This is a genomic window from Actinoallomurus vinaceus, assembly GCF_039542055.1.
In the GTDB taxonomy this organism is placed as follows: Bacteria; Actinomycetota; Actinomycetes; order Streptosporangiales; family Streptosporangiaceae; genus Actinoallomurus; species Actinoallomurus vinaceus.
The window spans coordinates 42,769-58,205 of record NZ_BAABHK010000016.1 but is presented as its reverse complement, the minus strand read 5'-3'; the positions used below and the strand labels follow the sequence as shown (position 1 = coordinate 58,205).

Annotated in this window: 15 protein-coding genes; 9 read left to right on the top strand and 6 right to left on the bottom strand. The window is 70.8% G+C overall.

The genetic code is table 11. From position 1 onward, the window contains the following. Positions 1 to 20: 20 nt before the first annotated feature. From ABEA24_RS40810 to ABEA24_RS40800, 3 genes are all read right to left on the bottom strand, one after another. Positions 21 to 926, bottom strand: coding sequence for an FAD-dependent monooxygenase (locus tag ABEA24_RS40810; protein WP_345438732.1), 906 nt, complete (start codon positions 924 to 926; stop codon positions 21 to 23). Then, positions 856 to 1,206: an FAD-dependent oxidoreductase gene (locus tag ABEA24_RS40805; protein ID WP_345438730.1), complete on the bottom strand. Its 351-nt coding sequence runs from the start codon at positions 1,204 to 1,206 to the stop codon at positions 856 to 858. The genes ABEA24_RS40810 and ABEA24_RS40805 overlap by 71 nt, the downstream gene beginning before the upstream one ends. Before the next feature lie 132 nt (positions 1,207 to 1,338). Next, a complete protein-coding gene (locus ABEA24_RS40800; RefSeq protein ID WP_345438728.1) occupies positions 1,339 to 2,814 on the bottom strand; it encodes an MFS transporter in 1,476 nt (491 codons plus the stop codon). A 58-nt stretch (positions 2,815 to 2,872) separates the two neighbouring features. On the opposite strand from ABEA24_RS40800, the gene ABEA24_RS40795 reads away from it, so the two are divergent. From ABEA24_RS40795 to ABEA24_RS40765, 7 genes are all read left to right on the top strand, one after another. Then, on the top strand, positions 2,873 to 3,526 hold the full coding sequence (locus tag ABEA24_RS40795; protein ID WP_345438726.1) for a TetR/AcrR family transcriptional regulator: 654 nt from the start codon (positions 2,873 to 2,875) through the stop codon (positions 3,524 to 3,526). Between the two features lie 275 nt (positions 3,527 to 3,801). After that, positions 3,802 to 5,064, top strand: coding sequence for an alginate lyase family protein (locus ABEA24_RS40790; protein ID WP_345438724.1), 1,263 nt, complete (start codon positions 3,802 to 3,804; stop codon positions 5,062 to 5,064). A gap of 90 nt (positions 5,065 to 5,154) precedes the next feature. After that, positions 5,155 to 5,385, top strand: coding sequence for a hypothetical protein (locus ABEA24_RS40785; protein WP_345438722.1), 231 nt, complete (start codon positions 5,155 to 5,157; stop codon positions 5,383 to 5,385). Between the two features lie 95 nt (positions 5,386 to 5,480). After that, positions 5,481 to 6,326: a dolichyl-phosphate beta-glucosyltransferase gene (locus ABEA24_RS40780; protein ID WP_345438720.1), complete on the top strand. Its 846-nt coding sequence runs from the start codon at positions 5,481 to 5,483 to the stop codon at positions 6,324 to 6,326. 71 nt (positions 6,327 to 6,397) lie between these two features. Next, entirely contained in the window at positions 6,398 to 8,434 is a 2,037-nt protein-coding gene (locus tag ABEA24_RS40775; RefSeq protein ID WP_345438718.1) for a glycosyltransferase family 39 protein, read from the top strand. Between the two features lie 143 nt (positions 8,435 to 8,577). Next, entirely contained in the window at positions 8,578 to 8,997 is a 420-nt protein-coding gene (locus ABEA24_RS40770; RefSeq protein ID WP_345438716.1) for an SRPBCC family protein, read from the top strand. Next, entirely contained in the window at positions 8,994 to 9,461 is a 468-nt protein-coding gene (locus ABEA24_RS40765) for a MarR family winged helix-turn-helix transcriptional regulator (protein WP_345438715.1), read from the top strand. The genes ABEA24_RS40770 and ABEA24_RS40765 overlap by 4 nt, the downstream gene beginning before the upstream one ends. Here the strand turns inward: ABEA24_RS40765 and ABEA24_RS40760 are convergent. Continuing rightward, complete coding sequence (locus tag ABEA24_RS40760) at positions 9,442 to 10,755, bottom strand: alpha/beta hydrolase family protein (protein WP_345438713.1); 1,314 nt, start codon at positions 10,753 to 10,755, stop codon at positions 9,442 to 9,444. The genes ABEA24_RS40765 and ABEA24_RS40760 overlap by 20 nt on opposite strands. A 414-nt stretch (positions 10,756 to 11,169) precedes the next feature. On the opposite strand from ABEA24_RS40760, the gene ABEA24_RS40755 reads away from it, so the two are divergent. Further along, positions 11,170 to 11,715 (top strand): hypothetical protein, encoded by a 546-nt coding sequence (locus ABEA24_RS40755; RefSeq protein WP_345438711.1) that lies wholly within the window; start codon positions 11,170 to 11,172, stop codon positions 11,713 to 11,715. A gap of 89 nt (positions 11,716 to 11,804) precedes the next feature. Continuing rightward, positions 11,805 to 12,578, top strand: a complete 774-nt coding sequence (locus tag ABEA24_RS40750; RefSeq protein WP_345438709.1) for a L,D-transpeptidase — start codon at positions 11,805 to 11,807, stop codon at positions 12,576 to 12,578. Positions 12,579 to 12,637: 59 nt separating this feature from the next. On the opposite strand, the gene ABEA24_RS40745 is transcribed toward ABEA24_RS40750, so the two are convergent. Continuing rightward, positions 12,638 to 13,681: a trypsin-like serine peptidase gene (locus ABEA24_RS40745; RefSeq protein ID WP_345438707.1), complete on the bottom strand. Its 1,044-nt coding sequence runs from the start codon at positions 13,679 to 13,681 to the stop codon at positions 12,638 to 12,640. Between the two features lie 35 nt (positions 13,682 to 13,716). Continuing rightward, the gene (locus ABEA24_RS40740; RefSeq protein ID WP_345438705.1) at positions 13,717 to 15,342 is read right to left on the bottom strand and encodes an ABC transporter ATP-binding protein; all 1,626 of its coding nucleotides are present in this window, start codon (positions 15,340 to 15,342) and stop codon (positions 13,717 to 13,719) included. Positions 15,343 to 15,437 lie beyond the last annotated feature (95 nt).

The following is a 15,437-nucleotide window of genomic DNA, read 5'->3' as shown; positions in this document are numbered from 1 at the left end:
GGGCCGCGGTGGTTCTGTCGTTAGGGGGCGGTCCAGCCCACGATCGGCGCGGCCGCTTTGGCGAAGGACCCGGCGGGGGTGAGCCCGAGCAGGGTGTTGCGGATGGATTGTCGCCGGCCGCCGCCGAGGTCGGCGCCGAACCTGGCGGTGACGGCCGACAGCCGGGCGATCCGGCGGCACCGTGGCCGGCGGGCCTGGTCGAAGGCGGCCAGTGCGGCGGCCAGATCGCCGCCGGCGGCGACCGGTGCCGCGACGAGGCGGCCCACGCAGACGCCATCTTCGAGGGAGGAAGACGCTCCCTGACCGGAAGTGGGCAGCATGGCGTGGGCGGCGTCGCCGACCATGACGACCCGCCCACGGCTGTAGCCGCCGAGCCCGCCGGGCAGGTGGTAGACGTCGTGGCGCATCAGCTGGTCGGCGGCGGTGGCCGCCACGATGGCCTGGACCTGCGCGGACCATCCGGAGAAATGGTCGCGGGCCGCAGCCGGCTCGTCGCTGAAGGAGGCTCCCTCGGGGTGCCGGAAGTACCCGTACCAGTAGATCTCGCGGTCACTGATCCGAACAGCACCGAACTCCGTACCCGGTCCCCATACCTGGAAAAGGCGGCCGTCGGAGGCGGTGTCGGGGATGACCGCCCGCCAACTGGTGCTGCCGCTGTAGCGGGGGCGGGCGTTCGGGAACAGCTGCTGCCGGACGGTGCTGCGAACGCCGTCGGCGGCCACGGCCAATTCGCATTCGCTGGTGTCTTGCCCTGTAGCGGTCCGCCAGGTGACGGCGGCCGGCTCGCCGCCGGGCTGACCCGGCCGGACCTCGGTGACCTCGGCGCCGGTGACCAACTCGACGCCGTCGGCGGCGTCAGCCGCCTGCCGGAGGGCGGAGTGCAGGCGTTGCCGGTGAATGCCCCAGATCGTGGTGGCCGTGCGCACGTCCGGTGTGTTGGGGGATCCGCAGTAGCCAGCGGCCGCCCGGATCCTGAAAGCCCGCGGGGACGGTCTCATGGCCGGCGGCGCCTACGGTCTCACCGACGCCGATGGCCTCCAGGGCGCTCATCCCGTTGCGGGTGATGGCCAGGCCCGCGCCGACCTCCCCGAAGGCGGGCGCCCGTTCCAGCACCGTGACCGCCCAGCCCGCCTGCGCGAGCGAGACGGCCGATGCGAGCCCCGCGATTCCGCCGCCCACCACGATCGCCGTCAGCCGCTCAGCCACCGGCCCTCACCTCTCCACGCCGACTCTCCTAGCGGGGAAGCCGACACGATGCCTCGTTGGACACCGCCAAAGTACTACGCGTTGTAGTACATGGGCTTGCGGGGGTTTCGTCCACACTCCGCGCTCGCGCGGTCAGCCCGATGACCTGGCGGTCGTGGGACGGAGCCGGCGGGAGATGAGCATTCCGCCGACGGCGAGTAGGCCGGTCAGGATGAACACGCTCAGCAGGGCGGTCCGCATCGAGGTGCCGTGGTTCTCGCTGAGCGCGATGGCCCCTCCACCGAGCCCGGCGATCACGGCGGTGGCGAAGGTCTGGGCGAGCTGAAGGGCTCCGCTTGCCTCACCCTGCCGCTCTGTTGGGGCCTGCCGCAGGGTTTCGGTCGTGGATGCGTTGAAGCCGACGCCCATCCCCAGACCACCGATGGCCCATCCGAGCACGGCGATCCACGACGGCAGCACGGTGGACAGGGTCGCGAGCGCGCTCAATACGACTCCGGCGAGGAGAACGGCGAAGCCGCAGACGGCGGAAGCGACGCGCCCGGCACCGTCGGCGTCACGTTTGGCTTGCAGGGCGGAGCCGGCGACCCAGGTGATGGCTCCTGCGGACAGCCCGAGCCCGGCCATGGTGGCGTCCATTCCGCGCAGTTCCCGAAGGCCGAGCGGAAGGAATGCCTCGGTGCCGAAGTAGGTCCCGCACATCAGGGCCCGGACGGTGACACCGGCCCCAAGACCAGGCCGGGCGCTGAGAGTGCCCTCAGGCGTCACCCAGCGGAACGCGGGCACTGTGATGGCGATGCCGATGATGGCCAGGACGAGCAACATGGCCGGGTTCGTCAGCAGCAATGCCTGGAGGAAGAGGCCGGTGCCCAGGGTGAGCAGGACAGCTCCGCCCGGTGGACGTTTCCACCACGGAAGCGCGATGACGGGGGCGCCGGCGCTGTTCGGCCGGTGCAGTGCGCGCAGCGGGGGCAGGGTGAGCGCGGCTGCGGCGGCGATGATCGGCAAGATGATCAGAAACACCGTACGCCATGTGGTGCGGTCGGCCAGCGTGCCGGTGATGGCCGGGCCGACGAGGGAGGGAATGGTCCACGCCGACGACAGCAGGGCGTACATCCGGGCCCGCAGCCGTTCGGGGTAGGCCAGGCCGATCACGGTGTAGGCCATGGCCATCACGGTGCCCACACCCAGCCCCTGGACGAAACGACCGACCAGGAAGACCGGCCAACTGGGGGCGGCGCCGGCCACCACGCAACCGGCCGCCAGGGCCGGCATGCCCCATGCCATCGGGCGCCAGGGGCCGTGACGGTCGGCGGCCCGCCCGGAGAGGACGGTACCGATGACATTGGCCAGCATCAGTGCGGACAGTCCCCAGCCGTAGGCACCAAGGCCGTCGAGGTCTTCGGCGATGCCGGGCAGCACGGTGGCCACCCCGAGTGACTCGAATGCGACCACGCCGACTGACAGCAGGACTCCGAGGGTGAGTGCGCGATAGGCGTTGCCGAAGACTCTCTCACCAGCGGGGGTGTTCGTCGCCGGCTCAGGAGAGGGGACCTGTTCAACGGCATGGTCGGCAGAGCTGTTCATCGATTCGCCGCGGCTGTGGGCCATGGCGACCCCCCTTGTTACATTTCGTTCCGGATCGGAACGTAAACCATATACTCTGTCCATGGCCCAGACAACGAGGAGGACCTCGAACGGCACCGCTCGTGGCGGTGGTGGGAGACCCCGTGACCCACGCATCGACGACGCGGTTTCGCGAGCGGTCATCGAAATCCTCAACGAGGTCGGCTACGGCGGCCTCACGATGGAAGGGGCGGCCGCCCGCGCCGGAACGAGCAAGCCCGCCATCCGTCGCCGCTGGCGCTCCCGCCAGCACCTTGTCGTGGGAGCCTTGGCCTCCACCTTCGGCACCGCACCGACGCCTGACACCGGCTGCACTCACTGCGACCTGATCGCTGGCATCAGCACTCTCAGCGACGCTTTCACCACCGCCATCGGCCGCAGGGCACTGCCTGCGCTCGTCGCCGATCTCACCGACGACCCCGAGCTGGAGAAGGAGTTCCTGGACGTCTTCTTCCATCCGCGCCGCGCCACCACCGCCGCCGCGCTGCGGCGCGGCATCGACCGCGGCGATATCCGACCCGACGCCGACATCGACCTTCTGCTGGACATGCTCGCGTCGACCACGTACTACCGCGTGCTCTTCGGACATCTCCCCATCACGCCCCAGCTCGCCGAAGAGGTCGTGTCAGTGATCATGGCCGGTGTCGCCACCGAGCGATGGCGAAGAGATCACGCAGATGAAGGATCCTCGCCGTGAGGAGTGGCAGCCACGCTTCCCCACTCATCCGTCGCCCCGGGCCCGGAACCTGCCGCGACCGAGTGGAGTGCCGCCGCTACGCGGGCCAGCCCGCTGCCTGAACGATTTGCCGAGGGTTTCCGGGGCTGGAGCACGGAAAACCCTCGGCGGAAACCGTGGCCATACTCCGAACTGCGCAAATCCACCGATCTCTGCGTCAGGCTGCCGGAAATCGTTATCGCCGTGCGGTCGGGATCGTCTCCTGAGCGAGAGCATCGACACGGGTAGGAGACTTCATGGAGCAGAGTCGGATCAGCCGGCGGGGTGTGCTCGGGCTGACGGGCGGTCTGGCGGTCGCCGGTGTGGCCGGGGTGGCGGGAGCCGGGTTGCTCGACGGCGGGCGCGTCACGGCGGGCAACGCGGGCGCGAAGGTCACGGCCGCTCCGGTGAAACGGTTCGCGCATCCCGGGCTGCTGCATACGAGCGCCGACTTCAAACGGATGCGGACCAAGGTGCGCGCGGGCGCCGCGCCGTGGAAGGCGGGCTGGAAGGTGCTGGCCGACAACCGGCACTCCCAGAGCGGCTGGAAGCCCAACCCGCAGGCGACGGTGTACCGCGGCGGCGGTTCGCCGCAGAACTACGTCGTCCTCTACAACGACGTCCACGCCGCCTACCAGAACGCCCTGCGGTGGAAGGTCACCGGAGAACGCGCGCACGGCGACACGGCCCGCGACATTCTGAACGCATGGTCCGCGACACTGAAGACCGTGGCGGGCAGCGCCGACCGGTTCCTGGCGGCCGGGATCTACGGGTACCAGTTCGCGAACGCCGCCGAGCTGATGCGCGGCTACCCCGGGTTCGACCTCGCGCGGTTCCAGAAGATGATGCGCGAGGTCTTCTACCCGATGAACGACGACTTCCTGAAGCACCACAACGGCGCGCTCATCACGAACTACTGGGCCAACTGGGATCTGACGGCGATGTGCTCGGTGCTGGCCATCGGGATCCTCTGCGACGACCGCGCGAAGGTGCAGCAGGCGGTCACCTACTTCAAGACGGGCGCGGGCAACGGCTCCATCCGCCACGCGGTCCCGTTCCTGCACCCCGGCGGGCTCGGCCAGTGGCAGGAGGCCGGGCGCGACCAGGGGCACGCCACACTCGGCATCGGGCTCATGGGCACGTTCTGCGAGATGGCGTGGAACCAGGGGTACGACCTGTACGGCTACGACGGCAACCGGTTCCTCAAGGGCGCCGAGTACGTGGCCAAGTACAACCTCGGGCACGACGTGCCGTTCACACCGTACGTCTGGAAATCCGGCGTGGCGGGCACGCATGGGCGCACCGTGACCCAGACCGAGGTGTCGCCCTCCGCCCGGGGCATCGTCCGCCCGATCTGGGCCCTCGTCTACAACCACTACGTCCGCCGCCGCGGTCTGCACGCGCCGTACACCAAGGCGATGGCCGCCAAGGTGCGTCCCGAGGGCGGCGGCGGGAACTACGGCCCGAACAGCGGCGGCTTCGACCAACTCGGCTTCGGCACGCTGGCCTTCACCCGGTAGCGGCCCCGACGGCGCCGCACGGCTCGCGGCCTGCCGATCGGTTCCTGGAAGATCGTCGGAAGAAGCCGGTGATCACCGGGAAAAGCAGGCATGACGCGAAAAACCCTCAGGCGTTGCGGCGCCGTCGTCAGGGCCTTCGGACCGGCTCAGTGCCGACACGATCACCCAACCCGTCCCCGAGCCCGGGAGGACGACGCCACGCTGATCGCGGCGTCCCGTGACGAGCCGGAACGGTTCGCGGAGCTGTATGACCGGCACGCGGCCGCGATCCAGCGGATGGATCTTCTGGCGCTGATTGGTCGGATGCCTGATGGCACCTGAAGCGTTCGTGAACGCCGTATGAGAGCGGCCGCGCGGACGCGGCCGAGCTCTCACGCAGACCTCATGGACGTGTCAGTCCGTTCACAGTCCGATTCGTGACCGTGGATGCCATGAGCGACCACCTCAACCTCACCGCGCAGGACATGCCCGTCCGCCCCCTCCGCAGGTCGTCCCACGTCCTGGTGGAGGTCGTCATCCCGGTCTACAACGAGGAGCACGTCCTCGCCCGGAGCGTCGGCCGGCTCCACACCTACCTGACCGGCACGTTCCCGTACGCCTTCCGCATCACGATCGCCGACAACGCGAGCACCGACCGGACCTGGGACGTCGCCATGCGGCTCACCCAGGACCTGCCGCACGTCCGCGCCGTCCACCTCGACCAGAAGGGCCGGGGCCGCGCCCTGCGGCACGTCTGGGGCCTGACCGACGCCGACGTCGTCGCGTACATGGACGTCGACCTGTCCACCGACCTCGACGGGTTCCTGCCCCTGGTCATGCCGCTGGTGTCGGGGCACAGCGACCTGTCGATCGGCTCGCGCCTGGCGCGCGGCGCCCGCGTCGAGCGCGGGCCGAAGCGCGAGATCATCTCCCGCTGCTACAACCTCCTGCTGCGGACGACGCTTCGCGCGAAATTCTCCGACGCCCAGTGCGGGTTCAAGGCCGGCCGTACCGAGACGGTCCAGGCGCTGCTGCCGCTCGTCGAGGACCAGGCCTGGTTCTTCGACACCGAACTGCTCGTGCTGGCCGAACGCAGCGACCTGCGCATCCACGAGGTCCCGGTCGACTGGGTGGACGACCCCGACAGCCGCGTCGACATCATCCAGACGGCACTCGACGACCTGCGCGGCATCGCCCGGGTGCGGCGGCGCATCCGGCGCGGGGAGTTCCGCGCCCCGGTGCCGTCCCGGCGACGGCCCGCCGCCGCCCGCGCCGCGGCCTGACCCCCTCACCGCCCCTCCGCACAGGAAGACCCACCCGGATGACAACGCACCTGCCCCCGTCCGCAACCCCGATGACGACACACACGCCCCCGTCCGCCGCACCGACGACGCGCCTCTCCCCGCCCGGCGCCCCGATGACCCGCGATCCCGCCGGACGGCACTGGCAGCGCGCCCCCGGCCCGTACGGCCGGGCTCCGCTCGAGCGGCGGCCGCCCTGGGCGCGCCCGGCGCTGTGGGCGATCCTCGGCCTGGCCGCGGTCCTGTACGGCTGGCGGGTCTGGTCCCTGTCCGGCAACTCCTACTACTCCGCCGCCGTCCTGTCCGGGGCGCACAGCTGGAAGGCCTTCTTCTTCGGATCGCTGGACGCCGGCAGCTACATCACCGTCGACAAGCCGCCGCTGGCGCTGTGGATCCCGGCGCTGGTCGCGCGGGTGATCGGCGTCAACGGCTGGAGCCTGGTCGGCCCGCAGGTCGTCATGGGCGTCGCCGCCGTCGCGGTGCTGTACGCCACCGTCCGCCGGAGCTTCGGGTACCGCGCGGCGCTGATCGCGGCGCTCGTGCTGACGCTGACGCCGATCACGGTCGCGATCGACCGGGACAACAACCCCGACACGCTGCTCGTCCTGCTCCTCGTGCTCGGCGCGTGGGCGCTGCAGCGGGCACTGGAGTCCGGCCGGCTGCGCTGGCTGCTCGCCTGCGCGGCGTTCGTCGGGCTCGGGTTCAACACCAAGATGATGCAGGCCTACCTGGTGCTGCCCGGCTTCGCGCTGGTCTACCTGCTGTGCGCGAAGGGTTCGACGGTCCGGCGCATCGGTCACCTGGCCGCCGCCGGGGTGGCGCTCGCGGTGTCGAGCGCCTGGTGGATGCTGATCGTCGACCGGTGGCCGGCGAGCGACCGCCCGTACATCGGCGGCAGCACGAACAACACGGTCTGGGACCTCGTCATCGGCTACAACGGCCTCGGCCGGATCTTCGGCCAGTCGGCCGGCGGCGGCGGTGCGGGCCAGGGCGCGAACTTCGGCGGCACGTCCGGTGCCGGCCGGCTCTTCAACCAGATCATGGCCGGGCAGATCTCCTGGCTGATCCCGTTCGCCGTCATCGCGCTCGTCGTGGCCGTCGCCCTGCGCGGCCGGGCGCCGCGCACCGACCAGGCCCGGGCGGGGCTGCTGCTGTGGGGCGGCTGGCTGGCCGTGCACTACGCGGTGTTCAGCTTCGCGCAGGGCACCTTCCACCCGTACTACTCGACCGCCATGGCGCCCGCGCTGGCCGCGCTGGTCGGTGCCGGCACGGTGGCGATGTACGAGGCGCCGCGCCGCTGGTCCTGGGCGCTGCCGCTCGCGTTCGCCGTCACCGGCGGGTGGGCGTTCGTCGTGCTGCGCCGCACGCCGAGCTGGCACCCGTGGGTCGCCTGGCTGGTCGCGGCGGCCACGGTCGCCGGCGTGGCCGGACTCGTGATCGCCCGCCTCGCGCCGCGTACCCGGACCCGGCTCGCCCTGGGCGCGGCGGCCGTCGGCCTGGTCGGATCCCTGGCGGGACCCGCCGCGTACGCCACCACGACGGCGTTCGGCGGCACCGGCGAGAACGGCACCAACCCGACGGCCGGGCCGGCCACCTCGGGCGGCATGGGCGGCATGGGCGGCGGGCCCCGGATGAGCGGCCGTTCGATGCCCACCGGAATGAAGCCTCCTACGGGCGGGACACCCCAGGGCGGCGCGCCGTCGGGCGGCATGGGAGCGCGCGGCGGGCCCGGCGGTGAGGTGAGCGCATCGCTGATCTCGTTCCTGGAGAAGAACCAGGGCGGCGCGACCTGGCTCGTCGCGGTCTCCAGCGCGCAGAGCGCGTCGTCGATCATCCTGCAGACCGGCAAGCCGGTCATCGCGATGGGCGGTTTCACCGGCAGCGACCCGGCGATGACGGTCGCGAAGCTGAAGCAGTACCTCGCGGAGGGCAAGCTGCGCTACGTCCTCGTCGGCGGTGACAACCGGGGCGGGAACACCGCGGTCACCGACTGGATCAAGAAGAACATGACGGTCGTCAAGTCGACCGAGTACGGCGGCGGCAGCACGTCGAGCTCGACCGGCCAGACGCTGTACCGCTACAACGGCTGACGCTCTCTTCCGTACCGATCCGTGGCCCGGTCTCCACAGCCTGTGGAGACCGGGCCACGGTTTTCCGGAGATACTGGGTGGACAGATAGTCTTCGCGCAGACTAAATTTCCGCCTACATCCCCTCGCGGAACGGAGTACGGACATGTGGGAGTACCAGCACACCGCGGAGACGGTCGCGACCCCGGAGACCGTCTGGCGACTGTGGGCCGACGTGCCCGGCTGGCGGTCCTGGAACGCCGAGATCGAGAAGGTAGAGATCGACGGCCCGTTCGCGGTCGGGTCTCAGATCACCATGACGCCGCCCGATGACGAGCCGATCCTGCTGAAGCTGACCCAGGTGGAGGAGAACGCGCTGTTCGTCGACCAGATGGACGCCGGCGACTTCACCGTCACGACCGTGCACCGCATCGAGCCGCTCGGCGACGGCCGCAGCCGGATCGTGTACCGCACGGAGATCGACGGGCCGGCCGCCGACCAGGTCGGCCCGCAGCTCGGCCCGGCGATCACGAGCGACTTCCCCGAGACCGTCGCGGCCCTGGTCCGGCTGGCCGAGGCCCGATGACGCACCATCCCGACGACAGCCCCGGGTTCCTGCTCTGGCAGGTCACGCTGCGCTGGCAGCGGGAGATGACCGCCACCTTGGCCCCACTCGGCCTCACCCATGTGCAGTTCGTCCTGCTGGCCGCCACCTGGTGGCTGAACACCCATGGCGAGGAGCCCAACCAGCTGGCCCTCGCCCGGCGTGCCGCCACGGACATCAAGATGACGTCGCAGGTGCTGCGCAAGCTCGAGGAGAAGGGCCTCCTGGAGCGGAAGGTCGACCCCGCCGACACCCGGGCCCGGCGGCTGCGGGTCACCGAGCGGGGCGCCGAGGCGGCTCGGACGGCGATCGCCGCGGTCGAGGCGGCCGACGCGGAGTTCTTCCAGCGAGTGCCCGACCCGACGGCGCTCCTGGGGATCCTCCGCCCCCTGGCCGCGCCGCCGGACGAGCCGAATACTCAACCGATCAGGCGGACAGGTGGGTGAACCAGTCGACGATCGCCGCGGTCCCGCTCACCGCCGTCCCGAGATGACGGGATCCCTCGTAGTCGTGGGGGCCGAGGTCGATCGGCGTGAGGTTCACTCCGCTCGCGCGGAACGCCGCCCGGCAGTGGTCGGTGTTCGCGGTGACCGCCTGCTCGTCGCCCGCGGCGTAGTACAGGCGGATGGGCGCGTGCGGGACCCAGCCGGTGCACGTCCCGTCGGCGACCCGCAGCGCCGCGGCGAACGCTCCGGTCGGGTGTTCCAGCATGGCAAGACCGCGCGCGGTGAGGAGGGGAGGCTGATCGCCCGGCTGCTGCGGATCCCCGTAGAGCCTGTCGGGCAGCGCGGCGAGCATCTCCTGGCCCGGGGTCGTCCCGCCGAACAGCCGCTCGACCTTGTCGGCGTACGGCGCCTGGAACACCTCGTCGGGAGAGTCGTAGAGGTGGTGCAGCCGGTTCCAGGAGACGAGCAGGTAGGCCGTGTAGGCCACGGCGAGCTTAGAAGGAATCTCCTGGCCCGCGAGGAGCGCCGGGATCTCGGCGTCGCGGAAGGCGTACCCGCCGCTGATCGGCGCGACGGCGCCGAGGCGGTACCAGCGGTCGGCGCCGTTCTGGAGCGCCCGCGCGAGCCCGAGGGCCGCCGACGCGCCCTGCGAGAAGCCGGTGACCAGGACCCGCCGCTGCGGGACCATCCCCCGGCGGGCCATGTACGCGCGGGCGGCGCGCAGCATGTCCAGTGACGCGGTGGTCTCGGACGGGACGTCCATCCACGGGTGGGTGCCCGGCCCCTTGCCCAGTCCGAGGTAGTCGGGGGTGACGGCGGCGAAGCCCGCCGCGCCGAACGTCATCGCCGGAGCGAACGAGAAGTCGTCCCTGCCGATCGAGGGGGCGTCCTCCTTGTAGCTCTGGGTGCCGTGGGTGAAGGACACGATGCGGGGCCTGCGGTCGCCGTTCCGCGGCAGGACGATCAGGCCGCTGGCGACGGTCGGCCGGCCCTTGGCGTCCACCGTCCGGTAGAGCAGGCGGCACAGCTCAACCCCGTACCGGACCAAGGCCGATGTGAACCTGGCCTTGGCCAGCGCGGTGCGCACCTCGTCGGCCGAAAGGGTCCGAAGCCGTACGGGCTCTGCGGCAAGAGTGCCCCGGCCGGTGGCCGGTGTGACGGACTCGGCGGCCGGGCAGGCATCCGCCGGCGCAGCGGTCGCGCGAATCGGGGTGAGCGCCGATCCGGTGAGGGCGAGTCCGGCGCAGACGGTCGTGACGAGGGCGACGGCTCGCCGACTTACGAGTGATCTCATGGCATCGACGCTAGGGACGCGGCCGGTCGCGTCCCAGCCGGTAGACCCCAGTACGAGGGGGTGTATCCAGCCCCCTGGCCGGGTGCACGTAACCTCCCGTGGCGCTTTCGGCCATCTAGCCGTCACGGGGGCGTGCATTGTGACCGGCCAGTCAGACATATCACGAAGCGGCCAGAAAACCAGCTGGTCAAGGGCCGATTGCTGCAACTCGACACCGGTGGAGGCGGGTTCGTGACGCCCCGCAACGCCGCCGTCACCGGGGATCCAGCGGTGATAGCACCCGATGCGGGTGAATAGTAAAGGGTCCTCCATTAATGAGACATAGGTGGTATCTGACCGATAGTGTGCCGCCTGCGTCGTTGATGGAGAACCTCACGGCGCACACCGACCTACTTCCTTTACTGGAGGTCCTGCATGCGCCTGAACAAGGCGACACTGACCTTTGCCGGTACGGCGGCCGCCCTGGCCGTCACGACATTGACCGCCTCCCCCGCGTGGGCGTGCAACGACCGCGACCCCGCCCTCCGACTCGAGGCGAAGTGCGGCACCAATGGCCAGCCGAACTGGTTCGTCATCAACCCCAACCGCTGGGGCGCGGTGCCTTTCACCTGGTCCGACAACCAGCACGGCCAAAGCGACTCCAAGATCCAGGCACCCGCGGGCGGCGGCGTGGCGCTGCCGACCCACGCGTCGGTGGTGAAGGTCGTGGCGTACCGTCCCGACCGCAGTGACCTGCCCGTCTGGCAGCGGCACGGCGCGTACAGCGTGAAGCACTGCGTCGGCGCTCCGAAGCCGTCGAAGCCGGCTCACCCTCACCCGTCGGCGCCGCCGAAGAAGCACACCCCGAAGCCGACCCCGACGAAGCCGAGTACCGCGACGCCGTCGCCGACGACCTCCGCTCCCACGGGCGAGGCGCGGCCGGCGACGCCGGTCAAGGCGCAGCCGAAGTTCACCGGCTGACGTCCGAACGTTCGCAGACGGCCCGGGAAGGCGCGTTCCCGGGCCGTCCGCCTGTCGTCCACTTCGTGATCTTCTAAGGAGCGGAACCGATGTCCATCAGCTCGGCCGTATCGGGGCCTCGCTGGGCGGCCGCCGCGATCGGCGTCGCCCTCGGTATCACGCTGACCGGCTGCGGCGGCGGCTCTGCCCGGGGCGACAAGACCGCTCCGGCGGCCGGCGCGAACTCCCAGGCGGCCGACGCCGAGCAGGCGAAGCTGGGCGAGGCCCCGAGCACGATCGCCACCGCGCGTACGAAGACCGTCGAGATCTACCAGAACCCCGGGGACGCGTCGCCGAGCATGCGACTGCAGAACCCGAACCCGGACGGTGTCACCCGGGTCTTCCTGGTCATCGGCAGCAAGCCCGGCTGGCTGCACGTCCTGCTGCCGGCGCCGCCGAACGGCAGCCAGGGCTGGATCGCCGAGAAGGACGTCACGACCGCGAAGACGAGTTACTGGGTGCAGGTCCAGCAGTCGGCGCACCGGGTGAAGGTCTACCAGGGCAAGCGCGTGGTCATCGACACGCCCGCCGCGATCGGGAAGGCCGACACCCCGACCCCGGGCGGCCGCTACTACATCGCCGAACTCCTGCAGGCCCCGGACCCCAAGGGGGCGTACGGACCGTACGCCTACGGGTTGAACGGCTACTCGACGACGCTCACCCAGTTCAAGGGCCAGGACCCGATCATCGGCATCCACGGCACGAACGAGCCGAAGTCGCTGGGCAACTCCGTCAGCCACGGCTGCGTCCGCGTCGGCAACCCCGTCATCACCAAGATGGCCAAGATGCTGCCGCTCGGCACCCCGGTCCAGATCAGCGCCTGACCGCCGGCGCCGGGGCCGCCGCGGACGGCGAGCCCCGGCCGGAGGGACGACTCAGCCGGTCACGCCTTCTCGGCGGCGCGGAAGGTGGCCAGCACGCTGGCGCCGAAGTACGGCCCGTAGCTGATCAAGCTGACCGTGGTGTGCGCCGCGTGGACGGAGATCTGGTAGCCGCTGCCCTTGGTCACGTTGAACGTCTTGAACCAGGGGCCGCCGCTGGAGCCGCCGTTCATGTCACAGGCCATGCCGTGGGGCATGACGCCGGCCGGGTCCGTGACCTGGGAGCCGCTGCAGTACTGCAGGGTCTGGCCCTTGTTGCCGTTGGCCGGGTATCCGAACAGGTAGCCGGTGGGCCGGTCCGGGGTGTTGAACACGATGCCCTGGCCACCGACGACCGACTGGATCTTACGGTTGTTCAGGGGCTTGAGGACGATCGCGCCGAAGTCGTACCGGCGGTCGCGCACCCACTTCCCGGAGCTGTCCTTCTTCATGTACTCGGGGGGCACGAACTGCTTTCGCACGGCGAACTTCCCGTACGGCGCCTTACCGTTCTTGTAGCCCGGTACGAAGACGAGCTTCGTCGTCCAGTTGCCCTTCGGGGTGCGCAGCGCGTGCGCGACGGTGATGGCCACGTCGCCGTCCTTGCTGGTGACGACGTTGGCGGAGGCGACGAAGCTGCTGCCGTCGTCGCCGCGGCCGAACAGCTTGCCCGCCGTCTTGGCGACCAGGCCGCCGCGCTTCCAGGTGGCCTGCTTCTTACCGGCCGCGCTGACGCCGCCCGACGCGGTCCGGGTCGCGGCGGCCGACGGCAGGACGGGGTCGACGGTCACCGGCGCGCCGCCTGCGGGCTGCGCCGTGGCGCGCAGCGTCCGCTCGGCCGCCGAACCGGCCTCGTCCGCGAGCGGCTTCGCCGCCTTCATGCGCTCCGGCGTCCAGTACGCGGCCACGCTCGCGTCGTCGAGGGCCGTGTACCCGACCACCGACGGGGTGTGACGCGTCACCGTGGCGGACTGCGGCCGTGCCGAGGTGGCGGAGGAACATCCGGACGCGACCGTGCCGAGGACCGCGACCGCCATGACGCTGCCCATGAGTCGGGGGGAACCCAATGACACTCCTTGTGAGGGGGATGTGATCGGGCAGCCTAGGGCAAACGCGCGAGTTGTGGATCATCAACGGTCGAAGTAGGGCGAAGGGTGACGACCTTGTCGGCCTCGGGGGCCAGGTGCAGGTCGTGCGTGATAAGGATGGTCGTACGGTCGGCCATCAGCCGGCGCAGGGGCTCCAGCACCCGGCGGGCGGTCGACGCGTCCAGGCCGGTGGTCGGCTCGTCGAGGATCAGCACCGGCGCGTCGCGGACCATCGCCCGCGCGATGGCGATCCGCTGACGCTGCCCGCCCGACAGCAGCCGGCCGCGCTGCCCGACCGGGGTTTCGTAGCCGTCGGGCAGCGCGGTGATGAAGTCGTGGGCGTCCGCGGCGCGCGCCGCGGCGACGATCTGCTCGTCGGTCGCGCCCGGCCGGCCGTACGCGATGTTCTCGCGCACCGTGCAGGGGAAGAGCATGGTCTCCTGCTGAAGGACGGTCACCGTGTCGCGCAGGGTCGCCAGCGACAGCTCGCGGATGTCGACGCCGTCGAGGCGGATCCGCCCGGCCTCCGGGTCGTGGAAGCGCAGCAGCAGCTTGGTGATCGTGGACTTGCCCGACCCGCTCGGCCCGGTCAGCAGGACGAGTTCCTCCGGGCCCGCGCGGAACGACAGGTTCGCGAGGGCGGGCCGGTCGGCGCCGGGGTACCGGAAGGTGACGCCGTCGAACGCCACCCGCCCGCGCCGCGCGGCCCGGGTGCGGGCGGCCGGACGCTCGGCCACCGCGGGCCGGGTCTCCATCAGCTCCACGATCCGCTCGGCGCTCGCGGTCGCCTCCGAGGCCAGCAGGTTGACGTGGCCGAGGCTCTGGATCGGCGGATACAGGTACCCGAGGTAGGCGGCGAAGGACAGCAGGCCGCCCAGCGTGACGCGGTCGGCCGTGAGTTCCCACGCGCCGAAGCCGAGCACCACCAGCACGCAGACCGTCTCGATGACCTGCACCAGCGGCTCGTACAGCGCCGCCAGCCGGGTCTCGGCCATCTTGGCCTCCAGCCAGGACAGCCCCTCCCGGTGCAGCCGCCCCCGTTCGGCGCGCTCCCGGTTGTACGCCTGGACGAGCGCCTGATTCGACAGGCTCTCCTCCACCACGCTCGTGATCGTCCCGCTGCTCTCCCGCTCCCGTACGGCGGCGTCCCGGAACCGTGAGGTGAAGTTCCGCACCGCGACCCAGAACAGCGGTGCGACGGCGAACGACACCAGCGCCAGATCCCAGCGGACGTACAGCGCCGCCCCGGCGAAGAACACGGCGCTGACCGCCGCGGTGACGGTCTGGATCACCCCGGAGGCGACGAACTGCTCAATCGCCTCGATGTCCCCCGTGAGGCGGACCATGAGGTCGCCGAGCCGGCGGTTGTCGAGGAAGTCCGGGGACAGCCCCTGAACGTGCGCGAAGACGGCGTCGCGCAGCCGCAGCAGGAACCGCTCCCCGACGAGGGCGGTCAGGTAGCTCCCGCCGAAGGTCGCGACGCCGGTCAGCACCGCGACCTCCAGCCAGATCAGGGCCGGGGTCCAGAACGCGTGGAGGTCCTTGGCCGCCAGCACGCGGTCGGTGATGTCGCCGAACAGCCAGATCGCGACGACCTCGCAGGCCGCCGACAGAATCAGCAGCAGCGCTCCGACGACCAACCACCGGCGGAACCCTCGCGTATACGGCCAGAATCGGCGGAACGCGTCCTTCGCGGAAACGCCGGAAGAACTCGATACGGCGGGCGTCCGATGCA

Bases quoted from the DNA above. Each gene is read 5' to 3' on its own strand.
- ABEA24_RS40800 (WP_345438728.1), bottom strand. From the start codon at position 2,814: ATGGCCCACAGCCGCGGCGAATCGATGAACAGCTCTGCCGACCATGCC.
- ABEA24_RS40795 (WP_345438726.1), top strand. From the start codon at position 2,873: ATGGCCCAGACAACGAGGAGGACCTCGAACGGCACCGCTCGTGGCGGT.
- ABEA24_RS40790 (WP_345438724.1), top strand. From the start codon at position 3,802: ATGGAGCAGAGTCGGATCAGCCGGCGGGGTGTGCTCGGGCTGACGGGC.
- ABEA24_RS40785 (WP_345438722.1), top strand. From the start codon at position 5,155: ATGACGCGAAAAACCCTCAGGCGTTGCGGCGCCGTCGTCAGGGCCTTC.
- ABEA24_RS40775 (WP_345438718.1), top strand. From the start codon at position 6,398: ATGACGACACACACGCCCCCGTCCGCCGCACCGACGACGCGCCTCTCC.
- ABEA24_RS40770 (WP_345438716.1), top strand. From the start codon at position 8,578: ATGTGGGAGTACCAGCACACCGCGGAGACGGTCGCGACCCCGGAGACC.
- ABEA24_RS40765 (WP_345438715.1), top strand. From the start codon at position 8,994: ATGACGCACCATCCCGACGACAGCCCCGGGTTCCTGCTCTGGCAGGTC.
- ABEA24_RS40760 (WP_345438713.1), bottom strand. From the start codon at position 10,755: ATGAGATCACTCGTAAGTCGGCGAGCCGTCGCCCTCGTCACGACCGTC.
- ABEA24_RS40755 (WP_345438711.1), top strand. From the start codon at position 11,170: ATGCGCCTGAACAAGGCGACACTGACCTTTGCCGGTACGGCGGCCGCC.
- ABEA24_RS40750 (WP_345438709.1), top strand. From the start codon at position 11,805: ATGTCCATCAGCTCGGCCGTATCGGGGCCTCGCTGGGCGGCCGCCGCG.